The sequence below is a fragment of the Pseudomonas sp. JQ36 genome, from assembly GCF_053851495.1.
Genome location: NZ_CM132642.1, coordinates 4,936,498 through 4,955,126 on the forward strand (window position 1 = coordinate 4,936,498; position 18,629 = coordinate 4,955,126).

Here is an 18,629-nt window from a genome sequence, read left to right on the forward strand (position 1 = left end):
CGACTCAGCTGTCGTTCTTCTGATAGATGATCGCTTTGCTGCCGTTCTCACATGAACCGACCACCATGGCGATGTCGTGTTTTGCGGCTTCTTCCTTGCTGACGATTTCCAGTGTGTAGGACGGCACTGCTTTAGCCTGAATCTTGATTTCGATCTCTTTCCTGAGTTCTTCGCAGTCTTTCGGTGCCGCAAAAACCGAGGTGGCCAGTGCACTGCAGAGGATCGCCAAGCCAATACGTTTCATTTTGAAGCTCCATAGGGCAGCGCGCACGGGCGTGCGCTGAAGCTGCTGTCAGGTATTCGACCATATTTTTGCAGCGTGGGTTCTGACTTCGCTCACATCTTCCGGGATTGCGGTAATTGTTAGATTGCCATCGCGAGCAGGCTCACTCCTACAGGGAATCCCGATTGTTCACAATTGATGTGTCCGCTGGAGATCGAATGTAGGAGTGAGCCTGCTCGCGATGGCGCCAGTACAGTTAACGCCTGATCAGCTGACCAGCGAAGCCTCAAGCGTAATCTTCGCGTTCAACACCTTGGACACCGGGCACCCTTCCTTGGCCTTGTTGCTCAGTTCTTCAAACTGTGCCTGAGTCGCTCCCGGGATTTTCGCCTTGAGGATCAGCTTCACCGCCGTGATTGCGAAGCCGCCATCTACCTGATCCAGCGTGACTTCAGCCTGAGTATCAATGCTGTCGGCCTTCAGGCCCGCATCGCCCAGAATCATCGAAAACGCCATGGAAAAACAGCCGGCATGCGCGGCGCCGATCAGTTCTTCCGGGTTAGTGCCCTTACCGCCCTCGAAGCGAGCCTTGAAGCCGTAGGGGGCTTCTCTGAGGACACCGGTTTCAGTGGAGATCGAGCCGATGCCGGTTTTCAGATCGCCTGCCCAATGCGCGGATGCTTTCTTCACGATAGCCATGCTGCCTCCTCAAGATCTGGCGCGGAAACGCCGCGCCGTCGTGGTTTTTACTTGCAAGGCTTCTGAGGATAGACGCCCGGACAAAGTTCAGCCCGGCTGAATCGTTGACTTTTTTAGTAGGAAATTTCATCGCGGCTATTGAAACTCGGGTATATGCCCTCATTGCATAAAACACGCTTATGGATTGGGCAGGTTTTCGTTCGCAAGAAAAACCTGCCTCCTCATTCGGAGACGCAGGTTTATGAAGCAACTGTCCGACGTAAAGTTTTCCACCCTCGACCTGGTGCCCGTGCGCGAGAACGGCAGCCCGGCGCAATCGCTGCGCAACTCGCTGGATCTGGCACAGCATGTCGAGAAGCTTGGCTACACCCGTTTCTGGGTCGCCGAACACCACAACATGGACGGCATCGCCAGCTCCGCCACGTCGGTGCTGCTGGGGTATCTGGCCGGTGGCACCTCGACGATTCGCGTCGGCTCCGGCGGGGTGATGCTGCCCAATCATGCGCCGCTGGTGATCGCCGAGCAGTTCGGTACCCTCGAAAGCCTCTATCCGGGACGCATCGATCTGGGTCTGGGCCGTGCGCCCGGCTCCGACCAGATGACCGCCCGCGCCCTGCGCCGCGAACGCTCCGGCAGTGCCGATGATTTCCCGGAAGATGTCGCCGAGCTGGCGCGCTTCCTCGGCCCGCGCACCCCGGATCAGCGGGTGATCGCCATGCCCGGCACCGGCACCAATGTGCCGATCTGGTTGCTCGGTTCCAGCCTGTTCAGTGCGCAACTGGCCGGTGAGCGCGGGTTGCCCTACGCCTTCGCCTCGCACTTCGCTCCGCGCTTCATGCATGAGGCGATTCGCGTCTATCGCAACCACTTCAAGCCGTCGGCAGTGCTCGACAAACCGTACGTGATGCTTGGGGTGCCGCTGGTGGCGGCCGATACCGACGAGCAGGCCGACTACCTGGCGACCTCGGTGTACCAGCGAATTCTCGCGCTGATGCGTGGGCAGAGTCTGGTGCAGCGTCCGCCGGTGAAAACCATGGACGGCCTGTGGCTGCCCCATGAGCGCGAGGCGGTGGGGGATTTCCTCGGTCTGGCGATGGTCGGCAGCCCGCAGAAGATCCGCGCGAAGCTGGAGGTGCTGGTCGAGCAGACCCAGGCCGATGAGCTGATCTTCACCTGCGATCTGTATGAGCATGCCGATCGCCTGCATTCCTATGAGTTGCTGGCTCAAGTCATGAAGGGCTGACTCTGGAATACGGCTTCTGTGGGAGCGGGCTTGCTCGCGAAGACGGAGTGTCAGACACCCAGGATGTCGGCTGACATAACGCTTTCGCGAGCAAGCCCGCTCCCACATTGGGAACCAGTGGTCCACAAAAAAGCCGACGCCTTCGCGTCGGCTTTTGCATTTCAGGTGCGATCAACCGCGTTTGTAGACGATTTCCTTGGCGCCACCTTCGCAAGTTCCGACGACTTTGCCGTCAGCCGCTGCACCCTTATCGACAACCTCCAGCGAATACCCGGAAACGCCCTTGGCATCCAGCTTCGCCGCAATCTCGCTTTTCAACTCTTCACAAGGCTTGCCAGCAGCCAACGCGCCACCCGCAAGGCTCAACAAACCTACTGCCAATATGAACTTCTTCATCGGTCGCACTCCCTGGTCGGATTAAAAGAGGCGGGCACCGGCTGTGCCGATGCACTCACCTTGTAGCGCTTTGCCATTCCTATGGCACTCGGCCAGCGCGCAAGTTCAGAAGCGTAGCCCAAACTCAGCTGCTGGCAATGCGGAAGCCGACTTTGAGTGTTACCTGGAAATGCGCAGCCTTGCCGTCCTTGATGTGGCCACGGGTCTCGACCACTTCAAACCACTCCAGATGCTTGATGCTTTTGTTCGCTTCGGCCAGCGCGTTGTTGATGGCGTCCTCGATGCTGCTGGTGGACGAGCCAACCAGCTCGACTTTCTTGTACGTGTGATGGTCACTCATGGCGATCTCCTTGGCGTTTGCAATTGACGTGTGGAATTGAGACTAGCAGTCAATCTGCTCTGTGGATTTCGGTGCCGCGGCGCAAGCTAAGTTCAGATTTTCTGCACTTTCTCAAACCGCTGAAGTCCCAACCAACACACGCCACTCATCACCAATGCAGGAGAGCCACCATGGCCAACACCTCTTTACGTAAAGCCTCGTTGCAAAGCATGGAAGCCGAGATCGAGAGTCTGCTCAAATCGTTGGAAAGCCTGAAGGACGACGCATCCGACGAGTCGCGCAAGACCCTCAAGGCGCTCAAAAGCAACGCCGAAAGCGCGCTGAAACATTCGCGCAGCCTGCTCAGCGATGCCTATGAAGAAGTCAAAGTGAAAACCCGCGAGACCGGCATCGCCACCCGCGATTACGCTCAGGAACACCCTTGGACCACCGCTGGTGTGGCGGTCGGTGCAATCGGTCTGCTGGCCGCTTACTTGCTGTTCAAGCGCGGCGAGTGATCCGTTTGGCGCAGCTCGTTCTTGAGCCACTGCGCCAGTTGCCGGGCGCGTCCATCTGCGGCGCGCTTGGGTAGCCACAACGCCAGTTGCGCCGGGGTTTCGCAGAAGCCCCACGGCGCAACCAGGCGACCGGCTTTCAAATCTTCGGTCACCAGCGGTTCTGGCGCGATCGCCACGCCGAGTCCGGCCACTGCGGCCTCCAGCAAATAATACAAGTGCTCGAAACCCTGCCCGAGCTTCAACGCATTAGCGTCGAGGTGGTTTTGCCGTGCCCAGCTCGGCCAGGCTTGTGGGCGGGAGGTTGTGTGCAGCAGCGGTTCACTGAGCAAGGCTGAAGCGGGCGCTGCTTGCAGGCGTTGATTCCCGCTGAACAGTGGACTCAGTACCGGGCCGATGCGTTCTGCGGCCAATTCGTAGACCTGCATATCTGCCGGCCATGGCGGCTCGGCGAACAGCAGCAAGGCGTCAAGTCCGGGACGCCGTGGATCGAGATCACCTTCACCGGCGGACAGATGCAGTCGCAAGTCCGGCAAATCTGCGTTGAGCCGCCCCAGGCGTGGGATGAACCAGCGTGCCAGCAGGCTTCCCGAGCAGCCGAGCACGAACGGCGCGTCAGCGGTGCTCTGCGTCAGCTCGGCGCACACACTGCGCAAGCGATCGAAGGCCTCACCGCTGGCATCTCGCAGACGAACACCGGCATCTGTGAGTTTCAAGCCGCGACCGTCCTTGGCGAACAGGCTTACGCCCAGATGCTCCTCTAGCACTTTCAGCTGACGGCTGACCGCCCCGTGGGTGACGTGCAGCTGTTCGGCCGCCTGACTGACGCTGTTCAGCCGGGCGGTGGCTTCGAACGCGCGCAAGGCGTTCAGCGGGGGAAGGTCGTGGCTCATGGTATCTGTGAGTTTTCCTGACAGGTTGTAGCGATCTTATCGGTTTTCAGTCTGGAAGGTCAGGGGTAGAGTGGCGTCATTGTCTTCTGACCCGAATTCACCTGGAGCAAATCATGACCCAGACTTCGAACACCTCCAATCTGCGCAGCGGCCCTGACGATAACGGCCTGTTCGGCGCGTTCGGCGGCCGCTACGTGGCGGAAACCCTGATGCCGTTGATCCTCGATCTGGCCCGCGAATACGAGGCGGCCAAGGAAGATCCGGCGTTCAAGGAAGAGCTGGCCTACTTCCAGCGTGACTACGTCGGACGTCCTAGCCCACTGTATTTCGCCGAGCGTCTGACCGAGTTCTGCGGTGGTGCGAAGATCTACCTCAAGCGCGAAGAGCTGAACCACACCGGCGCGCACAAGATCAACAACTGCATCGGCCAGATCCTGCTGGCGCGGCGCATGGGCAAGAAACGCATCATCGCCGAGACCGGCGCCGGCATGCACGGCGTGGCGACTGCTACCGTGGCCGCACGTTTCGGTCTGGACTGCGTAATCTACATGGGCACCACTGACATCGAGCGTCAGCAGGCCAACGTGTTCCGCATGAAGCTGCTGGGCGCCGAAGTGATTCCGGTGGTGGCCGGCACCGGCACCCTGAAAGACGCGATGAACGAAGCGCTGCGTGACTGGGTGACCAACGTCGACAGCACCTTCTACCTGATCGGCACCGTGGCCGGCCCGCACCCGTACCCAGCCATGGTGCGCGACTTCCAGGCGGTGATCGGCAAGGAGACCCGCGAGCAGCTGCAAGCTCAGGAAGGTCGTCTGCCGGACAGCCTGGTGGCGTGCATCGGTGGCGGTTCCAACGCCATGGGTCTGTTCCACCCGTTCCTCGACGACCAGAGCGTCGAGATCATCGGCGTCGAAGCGGCCGGTTACGGCATCGAAACCGGCAAGCACGCGGCGAGCCTCAATGGCGGCGTACCGGGTGTGCTGCACGGCAACCGCACGTTTCTGCTGCAGGACGACGATGGCCAAATCATCGACGCCCACTCGATTTCCGCCGGCCTCGACTATCCGGGCATCGGCCCTGAGCATGCCTGGTTGCATGACATCGGCCGCGTTCAATACACCTCGGTCACCGACGACGAAGCCCTCGCTGCGTTCCACCAGTGCTGCCGCCTCGAAGGCATCATCCCGGCACTGGAAAGCGCCCACGCGCTGGCTGAAGTGTTCAAGCGCGCACCGAAACTGCCGAAGGATCACCTGATGGTGGTCAACCTCTCCGGCCGTGGCGACAAAGACATGCAGACCGTCATGCATCACATGGAACAGTCGAAGCAGGAGAAACACTGATGAGCCGCCTGCAAACCCGTTTTGCCGACCTCAAGCAACAGAACCGCGCCGCGCTGGTGACCTTCGTCACCGCCGGTGATCCGGACTACGACACCTCGCTGGCGATCCTCAAAGGGTTGCCGGGCGCTGGCGCCGACGTGATCGAGCTGGGCATGCCGTTCACCGATCCGATGGCCGATGGTCCGGCGATTCAACTGGCGAACATCCGTGCCTTGGGCGCCAAGCAGAATCTGGCGAAAACCCTGCAGATGGTGCGTGAGTTCCGCGAAGGCAACAGCGACACGCCGCTGGTGCTGATGGGCTACTTCAATCCGATCCACATGTATGGCGTTGAGCGTTTTATCGCTGATGCCAAGGAAGCGGGCGTCGACGGTCTGATCGTGGTCGATATGCCGCCAGAGCACAATAATGAACTGTGCGACCCGGCACAGGCTGCGGGTCTGGACTTCATCCGCCTGACCACCCCGACCACTGATGATGCGCGTCTGCCGAAAGTGCTCAATGGCAGTTCGGGCTTCGTTTACTACGTGTCGGTGGCCGGTGTGACCGGTGCCGGTGCGGCCACCCTGGAACACGTCGAGGAAGCGGTGACTCGTCTGCGTCGACACACTGACCTGCCGATCAGCATCGGTTTCGGTATCCGTACTCCGGAGCGGGCCGCTTCCATCGCCCGCTTGGCGGACGGTGTGGTGGTGGGTTCGGCACTGATCGATCACATCGCCAATGCGACCACGCCGGCCCAGGCTGTCGATGGTGTGCTGGGCCTGTGCAAGGCGCTGTCCGAAGGCGTGCGTAAGGCCCGCGTCAGCTAAAGGTAAAGTTCCTGATACAGAGGAATTAGCGCCTCACAACGCAACCTAATCGAGCAAGACCGAGGGATTCAGAACCACGTTCTGAATCCCTTTTTGCTGTTGGTGCAGTGAGGAAAGATCTGATGAAAATGCCGAAACGTCTGATTGCCGGACTGGGCGTGCTGATGCTCAGCGCGACGCCGCTGCTGGCCAGCGCCGACCCGCGCGATGATCACGACCACGGCGGCCCGCAGCAGGGCCATTACGACAACCGTGGCGACAATCACGGTGACGACCACCGTGGCCCGCAGAACGATCACCGTGGCGGCCCGCCGCCGCGTGACTTCGGGCCGGTGCGCCAGACCATACGTGACAATCATGGCTACTTCGTGCGCGGTGCACCGCCACCGCCGGGCATTCGTCTGGAACGTGGCCGGCCGTTGCCGCACGGTTATTACGGCGAGCGGCTGGACGGTCGGGCACTGAGTCGTTTGCCGGTGTATCCGGGTTATGAATGGCGCCGGGCCGGTGGTGACATTGTGCTGATCGCGGTGGGTACCGGGATCGTTTACGAAATTCTGGATGGTGTTTTGTACTGATTTGGCACGATCATCTGTGGCGAGGGAGCTTGCTCCCGCTGGGGCGCGGAGCGGCCCTGAAAATTCGGCATTCAACCGATTTACGACTGCTGCGCAGCCGAGCGGGAGCAAGCTCTCTCGCCACAAGACTCAGTTCCAGTCTTCTGTCTCAGGGCAGCTCCAGTCCGCCGGACGCCTTGTGCAGTTTGCGCAGATGCTCGCCGATCTGCTTCACGTTGGCTTCGCTGGCGGCAATTTCGGCCGCGCGTTGGGGCTCCAGCAACTTGCGCACCTCCTTGTCCAGATCGCCGCTCAGCGCCAGCAGTTGTTTCTGGCGTTGGGCGCTTTCGTCCTGCAGGCGCTTGAACTCGCTCGGTTGCGGCAGACCGTAGCCGCGGCTGTCGAGCAGTTCCGCCGGGCGACTGAGGAAGCCACTGTTGGCGAGAATTTCCTGCAGGGTCGCGTTGGCCTTGTCCATGCCACCGTTTTCCAGCTCCCGGGCGCCGAGGTAACGCTGCTTGACCTCGTCCTGGGCCAGCAGCAACTGGCGGCGATAACTGGCCTGTTCCAGCAGCAGCAATGCGGCGCTGGTACGCAAGTCGGCGCGTTCGAACCACTCACGGCGTTCTTCGGCTGTCAGCGAAAGCCATTCCTCAACAGTGTTCTGCTTGATCGGCAACTGCTTCTTCAGCACATCGAACATCGCCTGATAGCGATCGCGGAACGAGTCGAAGCGATAACCCAGGCGCAGGGCTTCCTTGGGATTGTCGAGTACGCTGGTGTCGGCCAGCCCCCGGCCTTTGAGCACTTCGAGCAAGCCGTTGGGCATGATGCTGTCCAGACCGACAAGTTGCTTGTTGTTGCTGCCGCTGCGTAGCAGTTTCAGGCCTTCCACCGCGCAGTTGTTCGACAGGAAGAAGTAGTTGCCGTCATAGCTCCAGTGCATTTCGGCAGCGTGTTCGACCACGCCTTCGATCTCGTCGCGTGACAGGTTCAATGGCACCGAGGCGAGGCTGCGCAATTCAGTCTTGGTGTATTCGTCGATGACCTGTGCAAGCGGCAGGACGAACAGGCGTGACGGATATTTGCCGACCAGTCCGTCCCAGCTCGACAGCTGCACGTCGCCGACAAAGGCGCGGTAGGACAGCACCAGATGTTGATCAAGGTCGAGCCGGCAATCCGGCCCACGCGGGCGACCCGGTGCGCAGATCACCAGGCGCAACATGCTGTGACCCCAGCGGCTGACCCAGTTCTGGTTGGCTTCGGCCAGCAAATAGTCGACGGCATACACCCGCTCCGGGTCGACCTGACCCAAGGGTTGCTTGGCGAAGTCGTTGCCGGCGTTGAGAAAGGCGAAGGTGTTGCTGCAGGTGTCCTTGACCGGTGGTGCCCAGCCGAAATGCTCCTTGTAGTAGCGATAGAGCGCTGGCCGCCGACAGGCATAGCTCGGGTCGAGGAGGAAATACTCCATGTTGACCGCGACAAACTCTTTCGGGCTGGAGATCTCGTACAGGTCCGGGCTGCGCGCGATCTGTCGGTTGTGCTGTTCGCGTTCACCACGGCGGCCGACATATTGCTGCCAGCCGGCGAGGTCGAGCAGGCGCGGGTCATCGCTTAGGGTGAAGCGCCGCTCTGTCTGACCGCGACACTCATCGGGAATACCAATCAGCCCGGCGCTGTTGAAGCGTCGGCTGCAGCGCTGGATCAGCGTGCGCTCGGCGGCGGGCCACAGGCGCGCGCGGTCATAAATGTGGGTGAGTTCGTGCAGCACCGTTGCCAGCAGTTCCTGGCGTACCGTGCCGTGGGGGCGATTGGTTTTCTCTTTTGCTGCGCTACCGTCGGTGAGGCCGGCGAGCAGTTTGCGATTCAGGTCGAGTTCCGCGACCAGGGTCGCCTGGCCGTAGGCGTTACCGGGCATGTCGTCGGTCCAGCCGACGTCGATGCGCCGATCCAGCTGTTCGACGAAGCTGGGCGGCAGTTTTTGCATCGCTTCATCAAGCAGCGCCTGGCTGGCCTGCTGTTGAGCGGGGCTCAGACCGTCGGTCTTGAGCCGCAATTGCAGGCTGGCGTGGGCGCTGTTGCCAAGCAGCAACAACGCCCCGGCCAGCAGCCAGGTGCCGAGTGACTTCACAGTGCGAGGATGGCTTCGGCGAGCACCTGATCACTGGCGTCGCGGGCTTCCGGCACGCGCGTGCGCAAGGTATTGAGCGCAGCTTCCAGGTGCGCACCACGGATATCGCCGTTGGTGGCAACGAAGCTGGCGGCATCGTCGTGGGCTTCGCGGATGATTTTCGAATCGCGAATCGACGTGGTGGTATCGGAGGTGAAATCGATGGTGCGCTGGGAGGCACGAACGATGATGTTACTGGTGGCTACCAGGGTGTGCGCCTGGGCCACGTCGGCCAACAAAAACAGGCCAAGGGCGGCAGCAATCAGCGGGCTACGCATGGAACGACTCCGGAGGGCAATGATAACGAAGGGATCAGGATAACTATTGGACGAGAATTGCCTGTGCCAGTTCAAGGTCGCTGACATGAAGTTTTGGTCGGGATTTGCGCAGGTAATGCAGTGCGGATTCGAGCTGCGCGCCGCGCAATTGACCGTCACTGGCAACAAACACCGCCGCGTCATCGTGAGCGGCGACGATCAGTTTACGGTCGAATGGTGCGGAAGACACCATCCCAGTTGCCCAAACGCTGACTACGGTGTTTTGCGTGGAGATATCAAAGGCATCGACCGAGGTCGCCCAGAAGGCGCTGATCAGCACAGAAGGGAAAAGCAGTTTGAATAAACGCATGAGACTCGGTAACGGTTAACGAACCTCAAGGCTAGCGCAAATGCCCGGGCCAGAGCCAGCGGCGAAACATCGGGACACGACTGGCGTGTCCCGTCTGACAGCGGCGGATCAGATCGCGAGGATGGCTTGCGCCAGTTGGAAGTCAGTAGCGTTCAGTTGCGGTGCCTGATGGCGGATCAGGTCCAGGGCACTTTCCAGTTTCACGCCACGAATCTGGCCTTCGCTGGCGACGAAGCTGGCAGCGTCGTCACGGGCAGCAATCACGACTTTGTTGTCACGCAGCGAAGAGCTGACGTCGGAGGTGGCATCCGAAGAAGACTTCAGCGCGCCAACCACAGCGTCGGTGGTCACGATGAAGCTGGAGGCGCTGGCGTTGGCAGCCACGGCGAGCAAGGCGGCAGCGCTGAGCAGGCGAAGACGGGACATGGGGTATCTCCTGAAAGTAAACCGTTTTGAGAGGTGGCTTGTGTCTGATGTGTCAGACGCGGGTAACAGAAGATTCGCCACGTTCCGGTGTGGATATTAGGCCTGTATGCGGCGTTCGGACAGTGGGCAGAATGCTAGCGCCAGCAGGGTCTCTCTGGTTCATTCAGTCGATCGGCATGGCCGAGGCCCTGATCCGCGAGATCGCGGTGATTCAGCTGAGCCAGCAGGCGTGGTGTTGCGGCGTGCTCCATCCCTTGTCAAAGCCACGCAGCAAGTGCGGACGAACGAGCGGCTGGATCGGAATTGCGGAAACATCCTGTAAGTTTTTCATGGTGTTTTCTTTAAGCCGGGATGGATTGAAGCCCGGCGATGCCCGATGCAGATAGCCAGGCAAATACACAGACGCAAAATTGTACTGGTGCAAATATTTGTTTTTTTAAACTGTACTTGTTACCCCTGTGACTCGCTTCTCGGGACGTTTTCGAACCCCGAAACGACAAAACCCGTCGCGGTTTCCCGCGACGGGTCTTGTTTTTTCAATTCGGGTTGCTGGCGGTGGGTCTAACGACCAGAGCCAGCGACGCTACTTAGCGCCAGAACGGCTTGCTCAGCTCTTCGTAGCGCTGTGCTTCGCTGATACCGGCGTCAGCCAGCAGACGCGAATCCAGACGAGCCAGTTGGTGGCGGCTGGAGATGCGGCGCTGCCACAACATCAGGTTGGCGATAACGCGCAGAGGCAGGGAAGCCTGGGTTTTTGCAGCTTTGTCTTCGAAGAACAGTTCGGAACTGAGTGTACGTTCCATGGTTGACATCCTTCCGCTTGTGGCGGGATCAGGTAGTGGTTTGACTGGTGCCCATGATCCTCTCGTTTGCCTAGTCTCTCTAGATACAGTTCAACTGTATTGTGAGTGACCAGTTAACTGTTTATAGGGGGTGTACGGGTCAAAATTGAGCAAACTGTACCTGTCTGCACTTAACTGGTGCATTTTAAGTCTGTTCGAGGGAAATAGTAGGAAAAAGGTGTAGGAAAGCACCGGTACAGTAGTACAGTTTTTTCCAGAAGAGGCTGGTGAATAAAACCGCTGATACAAACTGTGTTTGCATCAGCGGTTTGACTGTGTGAATTACACCGCCAGCATGTGCCCGGTTTCTTCCAGGTTCATGTGCCAGCTCAAAGCGTCACGCAGAATGTGCGGGGTATGACCACCGATGGCGCAGGCAGCGGTGAAGTAGTCATTCAGCGCCTGGCGGTAATCGGGATGCACACAATTGTCGATGATCACCCGGGCGCGTTCGCGCGGGGCCAGGCCACGCAAGTCCGCCAGACCCACCTCAGTCACCAGAATGTCGACGTCATGCTCGGTGTGGTCAACGTGGCTGACCATCGGCACCACGCTGGAAATCGCCCCGCCCTTGGCGATCGACTTGGTCACGAACACTGCCAGGTGCGCGTTGCGCGCAAAGTCGCCCGAGCCACCAATGCCATTCATCATCCGCGTGCCGCAGACGTGGGTGGAGTTGACGTTGCCGTAGATGTCGAACTCCAGCGCGGTGTTGATGCCGATGATACCCAGGCGCCGGACTACTTCCGGGTGATTGGAGATCTCCTGCGGACGCAGCACCAGTTTGTCCTTGTACTTCTCCAGGTTGCCGAACACGTCGCTGTTGCGCCGCTCCGACAGGGTGATCGAGCTGCCCGAGGCGAAACTCAGCTTGCCTGCATCAATCAGGTCGAAGGTCGAGTCCTGCAACACTTCGGAGTACATGGTCAGGTCTTCGAACGGCGAATCGATCAGACCGCACATCACCGCGTTGGCGATGTTGCCGATCCCGGCCTGCAACGGGCCGAGCTTGTTGGTCATGCGCCCGGCATCGACTTCCTGCTTGAAGAAGGTGATCAGGTGTTCGGCGATAGCGTTGGTGTCGACATCCGGGGTTGATACCGTGGACGGCGAATCCGCCTGCTGGGTGATGACGATGGCGACAATCTTCTCCGGCGGGATCGGGATCGCGGTGCTGCCGATGCGGTCGTCGACTTTCACCAGCGGGATTGGCGTGCGCGTCGGACGATAGGTCGGGATATAGATGTCATGCAGGCCTTCGAGGTTGGCGTTGTGCGCCAGGTTGATCTCGACAATTACCTGCTTGGCGAAAATCGCGAAGCTGGCCGAGTTGCCCACCGAAGTGGTCGGCACGATGTGACCCTGTTCGGTGATGGCCACGGCTTCGATCACCGCGATATCCGGCAGCTTCAGTTGCTGGTTGCGCAGTTGCTCGACGGTTTCCGACAAGTGCTGGTCGATGAACATCACTTCGCCGGCGTTGATTGCCTTGCGCAAGGTGCTGTCAACCTGGAACGGCATACGCCGCGACAGCACGCCGGCCTCGGTCAGTTGCTTGTCGAGGTCGTTGCCCAGGCTGGCGCCGGTCATCAGGCTGATCTTCAGCGGCGTGACCTTGGCTCGCTCGGCCAGTGCGTGAGGGACGGCTTTGGCTTCGCCTGCGCGGGTGAAGCCGCTCATGCCGACGGTCATGCCGTCTTCAATCAGCGCGGCGGCGTCGGCGGCGCTCATCACTTTATCCAACAACGAAGGCAGGCGAATACGGTCACGGTACATGGATTATTTTCTCGGGAAGCGAGTAGCAGGATGCGCAGTCTAGTGAATTTCGCGGGCGCCTGTCCCGCTACCAAGGTCGCAAACGAGGCGTCTATTTAGCGGGTTTCAAGTAAAACACCGTTACTGGATCTGCAACAACGTGGCAAATTGTCCGACGCTTTGCGCAAACAAAAACGCCCCGACAAGTCGGGGCGTCTGGTATTGCAGCGGGGAATTACTCGACCGCTTTGACCATATCTTCGATGACTTTCTTCGCGTCGCCGAAGACCATCATGGTCTTGTCCAGGTAGAACAGTTCGTTGTCCAGACCGGCATAGCCGCTGGCCATCGAGCGTTTGTTGACGATGATGGTCTTGGCCTTGAACGCTTCGAGAATCGGCATGCCGGCAATCGGCGATTTCGGATCGTTCTTGGCGGCCGGGTTGACCACGTCGTTGGCGCCGAGCACCAGCACCACGTCGGCCTGGCCGAACTCGGAGTTGATGTCTTCCATCTCGAACACCTGGTCGTAAGGCACTTCGGCCTCGGCGAGCAGGACGTTCATGTGCCCGGGCATGCGACCGGCCACCGGGTGGATCGCGTACTTCACGGTCACGCCACGGTGGGTCAGTTTCTCGGTCAGCTCTTTCAAGGCGTGTTGCGCGCGCGCCACCGCCAGGCCGTAACCCGGAACGATGATCACGGTGTCGGCGTTGGTCAGCAGGAAGGTTGCGTCGTCAGCCGAACCGGATTTCACCGGACGGGCTTCTTTCGCACCGGCAGGTCCTGCGTCGGCCGTGTTGCCGAAACCACCGAGCAGGACATTAAAGAAGGAACGGTTCATCGCCTTGCACATGATGTACGAAAGGATCGCACCGCTCGAACCCACCAGCGAACCGGCGATGATCAGCATCGAGTTGTTCAGCGAGAAGCCGATACCCGCTGCAGCCCAGCCCGAGTAACTGTTGAGCATCGACACCACCACCGGCATGTCGGCGCCGCCGATCGGGATGATGATCAGCACGCCCATCACGAACGCCAGCGCCAGCATCAGCGCGAACGCTGCGAGGTTGCCGGTGAGCATGAAGGTCACGCCCAGCACCAGTGTCGCCAGACCCAGTACTGCGTTGAGCTTGTGCTGACCGGCGAACTGTACCGGCGCACCCTGGAACAGACGGAACTTGTACTTGCCCGACAGCTTGCCGAAGGCGATCACCGAACCGGAGAAGGTGATTGCACCGATCGCCGCTCCGAGGAACAGCTCCAGACGGTTGCCCGCCGGGATCGAGTCGCCCAGTTGCTTGACGATGCCCAGCGATTGCGGCTCGACCACCGCGGCAATGGCGATGAACACCGCCGCCAGACCGATCATGCTGTGCATGAACGCGACCAGCTCCGGCATCTTGGTCATTTCAACGCGCTTGGCCATGATCGAACCGGCGGTGCCGCCGATCAGCAGGCCGACGATCACGTAACCGATACCCGCAGTCGCCAGCTCAGCCCCAAGCTTATAGATGAGGCCGACAGTGGTGAGGATGGCCAGCGCCATGCCGAGCATGCCGAACAGGTTGCCGCGCCGCGATGTGGTCGGGTGCGACAGGCCTTTGAGGGCCTGGATAAAGCAGATCGACGCGATCAGGTAGAGCGTCGTGACGAGATTCATGCTCATTACTTCGGCGCCTCTTCTTTTGCTTTCGGGGCTTTCTTCTTGAACATCTCAAGCATGCGGCGGGTGACCAGGAAGCCACCAAACACGTTGACCGCAGCCAGCGCCACGGCGAGGGTGCCCATGGTCTTGCCCAGCGGCGTGACGGTCAGCGCAGCGGCAAGCATGGCGCCGACGATCACGATCGCCGAAATGGCGTTGGTCACCGCCATCAACGGCGTGTGCAGCGCAGGTGTAACGTTCCAGACCACGTGATAACCGACATAAATCGCCAGCACGAAGATGATCAGGTTGTAGATACCGGGGGAGATAAGCTCTTCCATCGTCTGAATCCCTGCTTAGGCGTTTTTGCGGATGACTTGGCCGTCGCGGCACATCAGGCACGCGGCGACGATGTCGTCTTCGAGGTTGACGTCGAACTGGCCTTCTTTGGTGAACACCAGCTTGAGGAAGTCCAGCAGGTTGCGGGCGTACAGCGCCGAGGCGTCTGCAGCGACTTCACCGGCGAGGTTGGTCGGGCCGACGATGGTCACGCCGTTCTCGACCACAACCTGATCGGCCACGGTCAGCGGGCAGTTGCCACCCTGGGCCGCTGCGAGGTCGATGACCACCGAGCCGGGTTTCATCTGCGCAACGGTGTCTGCGCTCAACAGTGTCGGCGCCTTGCGGCCCGGGATCAGTGCGGTGGTGATGACGATGTCGGCCTGCTTGGCGCGTTCGTGCACAGCCTGGGCCTGACGTTGCATCCAGCTCGCCGGCATCGGGCGAGCGTAACCGCCGACACCGACCGCGCATTCACGCTCTTCGTCAGTCTCGTAAGGCACATCGACGAACTTGGCGCCGAGGGATTCGATCTGTTCCTTCACCGCCGGACGCACGTCAGACGCTTCGATCACCGCACCCAGACGTTTCGCTGTGGCAATCGCCTGCAACCCGGCCACACCGGCGCCCAGAATCAGCACGCGCGCCGCTTTCACGGTGCCCGCAGCGGTCATCAGCATCGGCATGAAGCGTGGATAGTAGTGCGCGGCCAGCAATACCGCCTTGTAGCCGGCGATGTTCGCTTGCGACGACAACACATCGAGACTCTGCGCCCGAGACGTACGCGGCGCCGCTTCCAGGGCGAATGCAGTAATCCCGCACTCGGCCATTTTCGCGATGGTTTCGTTATTGAAGGGGTTGAGCATGCCAACCAGCACCGTGCCGCGCTTGATCAGCGCCAGTTCGGCGTCGCTGGGGGCGACCACTTTGAGAATCAGCTCGGCAGCGAACGCATCGTTGGCACTGCCAATGGTTGCGCCCGCCGCTTCATAGGCACTGTCGACAACACTGGCTTTTACGCCGGCGCCGGTTTGCACAGTGACCTTATGACCTTGGCTGATCAGCTTTTTAATGATTTCCGGGGTTGCAGCAACCCGTGTTTCACCGGTCTGGGTTTCGAGAGGAACACCAATGTGCACGTCAAATCTCCTGCGTGATCTTATTGAGTAAACCCAGGCACTGCGGATGGTGCGACTGGGGCGGCCGATCAGCACGATCCCGCCAAATCAGGGCGGGGCGCGGCATTTTGCAGGCGAACTTTATGCCCTTCAAGGGATTATGACGGGTGACGGAAAATTAACTACAAGTCATCCCGTGACCGAATGTCGCAGATGGCCAGTTGAATCCCTTACAGGCCGTGCCTTGCAAGGATTCTGGCTGAATTTGAAAAAATTTCTCATCGGTGGCGTGAATAGGCCGTAATGAGTCGTGGATGGAGGCTCAAAGCCACGTCGGCAGGCGCTTGTGGGACGTCTGTACGACTTTCGGATACAGTCTGCGATTTTGCGACAAATACTTATATCTGTAGGGCTTTGAATTTCCTGACTACCGGGTTAGTAATCGTTGTAAGCCTTTATTCTTCTAGGCTGTAGCTGTGTGCCTGGTTGACCAGCCAATCGCGAAAAGCCTTGAGTGATGCCGATTCGACCTTTCGCTCTGGAATCATCAGGTAATACGCCTTGATGCTGGAGAGGGCATTCGGGTTGGCGATCACCAGGCGTTTCTCTGCCAGTTCGCGCTGAATCAGAAACGGTGGAATCAGCGCGATCCCCATGTCGTGCATGGCCGCCTGGGCCAGCATGGAGAATAGCTCGTAGCGCGGGCCTGTCATGTCGCGGGGGATGTTCAGGTGCTGTGAGTTGAACCACTGGCGCCAGGCGTAGGGGCGTGTGGTTTGCTGCAGCAGAGGCAGCTCGGCGATCTTGTCAGGTGTCAGATGTGTCCTGCTGCCGAGTAGGGCGGGGCTGCACACCGGCATGGGATTTTCTCCCATCAACCTATGGGATTCAGTACCCGACCAATCGGCGTCGCCAAAGTAGATCGCCGCGTCGAAATCAGTGTCGGCAAACAGGAACGGGCGGGTGCGGTTGGTCAGGTTGACCGTCACTTCCGGGTGCTTGAGCTGGAAGTCCTTGAGCCGTGGTAGCAGCCATTGGGTGCCGAAGGTCGGCACCACCGCCAGTTCGATCACGTTGGTACCCTGCTGGCCCATCACCGAGAGTGTGTCGCGCTCGACGGCGTCCAGTTGCGTGGCCACCCGACGGCTGTAGGAAAGGCCCGCTTCCGTCAGTTTGACTCCGCGTCGCGAGCGTCGGAACAGTTCCACGCTGAGGAAGTCCTCAAGGCTGGCGATCTGTCGGCAAATGGCGCCCTGAGTGAGGGAAAGTTCTTCGGCAGCCTTGGTAAAGCTTTCGTGGCGAGCGGCGGCTTCGAAGCTGATCAGGGCCGTGGTGCTGGGGATCTTCCTGCGCATGTACGTCTACCTCACTAATGCGCCGCATAAAAGGCATTCAGCGACGTGTCGGAGTGAGAAATTAGCACAACAGGATGCGAAATCCTCGTTTGCCGCGCTGGCAAAGCGGGCCTAGGATCAATGCCACGTTAATTCACCGATTTGCGAGGACACACTCATGGGCGGTAAAGCTAGCTTCAACTGGATCGATCCCCTGCTGCTGGATCAACAGCTCACCGAAGAAGAGCGCATGATCCGCGACACCGCCGCCCAGTTCGCTCAGCAGAGCCTGGCGCCACGCGTGCTTGAAGCGTTCCGCCATGAGAAAACCGATCCGGCAATCTTCCGCGAAATGGGCGAAGTCGGTCTGCTCGGTGCGACCATCCCTGAGCAATACGGTGGCAGCGGCCTGAACTACGTCAGCTACGGCCTGATCGCCCGTGAAGTGGAGCGTGTCGACTCCGGCTACCGTTCGATGATGAGCGTGCAGTCCTCGCTGGTGATGGTGCCAATCAACGAATTCGGCACAGAAGCCCAGAAACAGAAGTACCTGCCGAAACTGGCCTCCGGTGAATGGATCGGCTGCTTCGGTCTGACCGAGCCAAACCATGGTTCCGACCCGGGCGCGATGATCACCCGTGCGCGCAAAGTCGACGGCGGCTACAGTCTGACCGGCGCCAAGATGTGGATCACCAACAGCCCGATCGCCGATGTGTTCGTGGTCTGGGCCAAGGACGATGCCGGCGACATCCGTGGTTTCGTGCTGGAGAAAGGCTGGAAGGGCCTGAGTGCACCGGCGATTCACGGCAAGGTCGGTCTGCGTGCTTCGATCACCGGCGAAATCGTCATGGACAACGTGTTTGTCCCGGAAGAGAACATCTTCCCGGACGTGCGCGGTCTGAAAGGCCCGTTCACCTGCCTCAACTCCGCACGTTACGGCATCTCCTGGGGCGCGTTGGGTGCTGCCGAGTTCTGCTGGCACACCGCTCGCCAGTACACCCTCGATCGTCAGCAGTTCGGGCGTCCATTGGCCGCTACCCAATTGATCCAGAAGAAGCTGGCTGACATGCAGACCGAGATCACTCTGGCGCTGCAAGGTTGCCTGCGCCTGGGCCGCATGAAGGATGAAGGCACTGCTGCGGTCGAAATTACCTCGATCATGAAACGCAACTCCTGTGGCAAGTCGCTGGATATCGCGCGCATGGCTCGTGACATGTTGGGCGGCAACGGTATCTCCGATGAGTTCGGAGTGGCTCGTCACCTGGTCAACCTGGAAGTGGTGAATACCTATGAAGGTACTCACGACGTTCATGCGCTGATCCTCGGTCGCGCACAAACCGGTCTGCAGGCGTTCTATTAACAGGAGA

Annotated in this window: 21 protein-coding genes; 6 read left to right on the plus strand and 15 right to left on the minus strand. The window is 59.9% G+C overall.

The annotated features are described in order from the left end of the window. Nucleotides 1–4: 4 nt before the first annotated feature. Both ACS4NR_RS22335 and ACS4NR_RS22340 read right to left on the minus strand, forming a co-directional pair. A complete protein-coding gene (locus tag ACS4NR_RS22335; RefSeq protein ID WP_047297485.1) occupies nt 5–244 on the minus strand; it encodes a DUF1161 domain-containing protein in 240 nt (79 codons plus the stop codon). Between the two features lie 246 nt (nt 245–490). Then, nucleotides 491–922, minus strand: a complete 432-nt coding sequence (locus ACS4NR_RS22340; RefSeq protein ID WP_034152273.1) for an OsmC family protein — start codon at nt 920–922, stop codon at nt 491–493. A 241-nt stretch (nt 923–1,163) separates the two neighbouring features. Between ACS4NR_RS22340 and ACS4NR_RS22345 the strand changes: the two genes are divergently transcribed. Next, complete coding sequence (locus ACS4NR_RS22345) at nt 1,164–2,165, plus strand: LLM class flavin-dependent oxidoreductase (RefSeq protein WP_027610203.1); 1,002 nt, start codon at nt 1,164–1,166, stop codon at nt 2,163–2,165. 171 nt (nt 2,166–2,336) lie between these two features. On the opposite strand, the gene ACS4NR_RS22350 is transcribed toward ACS4NR_RS22345, so the two are convergent. Continuing rightward, nucleotides 2,337–2,561: a DUF1161 domain-containing protein gene (locus ACS4NR_RS22350; RefSeq protein ID WP_047597082.1), complete on the minus strand. Its 225-nt coding sequence runs from the start codon at nt 2,559–2,561 to the stop codon at nt 2,337–2,339. A gap of 124 nt (nt 2,562–2,685) precedes the next feature. Beyond that, complete coding sequence (locus ACS4NR_RS22355; protein WP_027610201.1) at nt 2,686–2,901, minus strand: dodecin; 216 nt, start codon at nt 2,899–2,901, stop codon at nt 2,686–2,688. A gap of 170 nt (nt 2,902–3,071) precedes the next feature. Here ACS4NR_RS22355 and ACS4NR_RS22360 point away from each other — a divergent pair, with 170 nt between their 5' ends. Continuing rightward, nucleotides 3,072–3,398, plus strand: a complete 327-nt coding sequence (locus tag ACS4NR_RS22360) for a DUF883 family protein (protein WP_003220391.1) — start codon at nt 3,072–3,074, stop codon at nt 3,396–3,398. Here the strand turns inward: ACS4NR_RS22360 and ACS4NR_RS22365 are convergent. Continuing rightward, the gene (locus tag ACS4NR_RS22365; RefSeq protein ID WP_456018362.1) at nt 3,371–4,288 is read right to left on the minus strand and encodes a LysR family transcriptional regulator; all 918 of its coding nucleotides are present in this window, start codon (nt 4,286–4,288) and stop codon (nt 3,371–3,373) included. The two genes, ACS4NR_RS22360 and ACS4NR_RS22365, sit on opposite strands and share 28 nt — an antisense overlap. A gap of 113 nt (nt 4,289–4,401) precedes the next feature. On the opposite strand from ACS4NR_RS22365, the gene trpB reads away from it, so the two are divergent. From trpB to ACS4NR_RS22380, 3 genes are all read left to right on the plus strand, one after another. Further along, nucleotides 4,402–5,634, plus strand: coding sequence for a tryptophan synthase subunit beta (gene trpB, locus ACS4NR_RS22370; RefSeq protein WP_041074734.1), 1,233 nt, complete (start codon nt 4,402–4,404; stop codon nt 5,632–5,634). Beyond that, nucleotides 5,634–6,446, plus strand: a complete 813-nt coding sequence (trpA, locus tag ACS4NR_RS22375) for a tryptophan synthase subunit alpha (protein WP_456018363.1) — start codon at nt 5,634–5,636, stop codon at nt 6,444–6,446. Before trpB ends, trpA begins: the two co-directional genes overlap by 1 nt. 122 nt (nt 6,447–6,568) lie before the next feature. Continuing rightward, the gene (locus tag ACS4NR_RS22380; RefSeq protein WP_456018364.1) at nt 6,569–7,024 is read left to right on the plus strand and encodes an anti-virulence regulator CigR family protein; all 456 of its coding nucleotides are present in this window, start codon (nt 6,569–6,571) and stop codon (nt 7,022–7,024) included. Nucleotides 7,025–7,172: 148 nt separating this feature from the next. Here ACS4NR_RS22380 and ACS4NR_RS22385 read toward each other — a convergent pair whose 3' ends face one another. The 10 genes from ACS4NR_RS22385 to ACS4NR_RS22430 all read right to left on the minus strand — a co-directional run bounded on the left by ACS4NR_RS22385 (nt 7,173) and on the right by ACS4NR_RS22430 (nt 17,283). Next, on the minus strand, nt 7,173–9,134 hold the full coding sequence (locus ACS4NR_RS22385; protein ID WP_456018365.1) for a DUF7844 domain-containing protein: 1,962 nt from the start codon (nt 9,132–9,134) through the stop codon (nt 7,173–7,175). Continuing rightward, entirely contained in the window at nt 9,131–9,451 is a 321-nt protein-coding gene (locus tag ACS4NR_RS22390; RefSeq protein WP_007911662.1) for a DUF2388 domain-containing protein, read from the minus strand. The genes ACS4NR_RS22385 and ACS4NR_RS22390 overlap by 4 nt, the downstream gene beginning before the upstream one ends. Nucleotides 9,452–9,494: 43 nt before the next feature. Continuing rightward, nucleotides 9,495–9,800 carry a DUF2388 domain-containing protein gene (locus tag ACS4NR_RS22395; protein WP_253150177.1) on the minus strand — a complete coding sequence of 102 codons (306 nt, stop codon included), beginning with the start codon at nt 9,798–9,800 and terminating at the stop codon, nt 9,495–9,497. Between the two features lie 108 nt (nt 9,801–9,908). Continuing rightward, nucleotides 9,909–10,226, minus strand: coding sequence for a DUF2388 domain-containing protein (locus tag ACS4NR_RS22400; protein WP_007962831.1), 318 nt, complete (start codon nt 10,224–10,226; stop codon nt 9,909–9,911). 587 nt (nt 10,227–10,813) lie between these two features. Beyond that, nucleotides 10,814–11,029: a DUF1127 domain-containing protein gene (locus ACS4NR_RS22405; protein ID WP_003220409.1), complete on the minus strand. Its 216-nt coding sequence runs from the start codon at nt 11,027–11,029 to the stop codon at nt 10,814–10,816. A 321-nt stretch (nt 11,030–11,350) separates the two neighbouring features. Next, nucleotides 11,351–12,844: an acetyl-CoA hydrolase/transferase family protein gene (locus ACS4NR_RS22410; protein WP_253150176.1), complete on the minus strand. Its 1,494-nt coding sequence runs from the start codon at nt 12,842–12,844 to the stop codon at nt 11,351–11,353. Nucleotides 12,845–13,058: 214 nt separating this feature from the next. Then, entirely contained in the window at nt 13,059–14,492 is a 1,434-nt protein-coding gene (locus tag ACS4NR_RS22415; RefSeq protein ID WP_095139707.1) for an NAD(P)(+) transhydrogenase (Re/Si-specific) subunit beta, read from the minus strand. Next, nucleotides 14,492–14,812 carry an NAD(P) transhydrogenase subunit alpha gene (locus tag ACS4NR_RS22420; protein ID WP_003220416.1) on the minus strand — a complete coding sequence of 107 codons (321 nt, stop codon included), beginning with the start codon at nt 14,810–14,812 and terminating at the stop codon, nt 14,492–14,494. Before ACS4NR_RS22420 ends, ACS4NR_RS22415 begins: the two co-directional genes overlap by 1 nt. 15 nt (nt 14,813–14,827) lie before the next feature. Next, a complete protein-coding gene (locus ACS4NR_RS22425; RefSeq protein WP_456018366.1) occupies nt 14,828–15,949 on the minus strand; it encodes a Re/Si-specific NAD(P)(+) transhydrogenase subunit alpha in 1,122 nt (373 codons plus the stop codon). A 434-nt stretch (nt 15,950–16,383) separates the two neighbouring features. Then, nucleotides 16,384–17,283, minus strand: coding sequence for a LysR substrate-binding domain-containing protein (locus ACS4NR_RS22430; RefSeq protein WP_204893894.1), 900 nt, complete (start codon nt 17,281–17,283; stop codon nt 16,384–16,386). Between the two features lie 157 nt (nt 17,284–17,440). Here ACS4NR_RS22430 and ACS4NR_RS22435 point away from each other — a divergent pair, with 157 nt between their 5' ends. Further along, the gene (locus ACS4NR_RS22435) at nt 17,441–18,622 is read left to right on the plus strand and encodes an acyl-CoA dehydrogenase (protein WP_003220420.1); all 1,182 of its coding nucleotides are present in this window, start codon (nt 17,441–17,443) and stop codon (nt 18,620–18,622) included. The last annotated feature ends 7 nt before the right edge of the window (nt 18,623–18,629 follow it).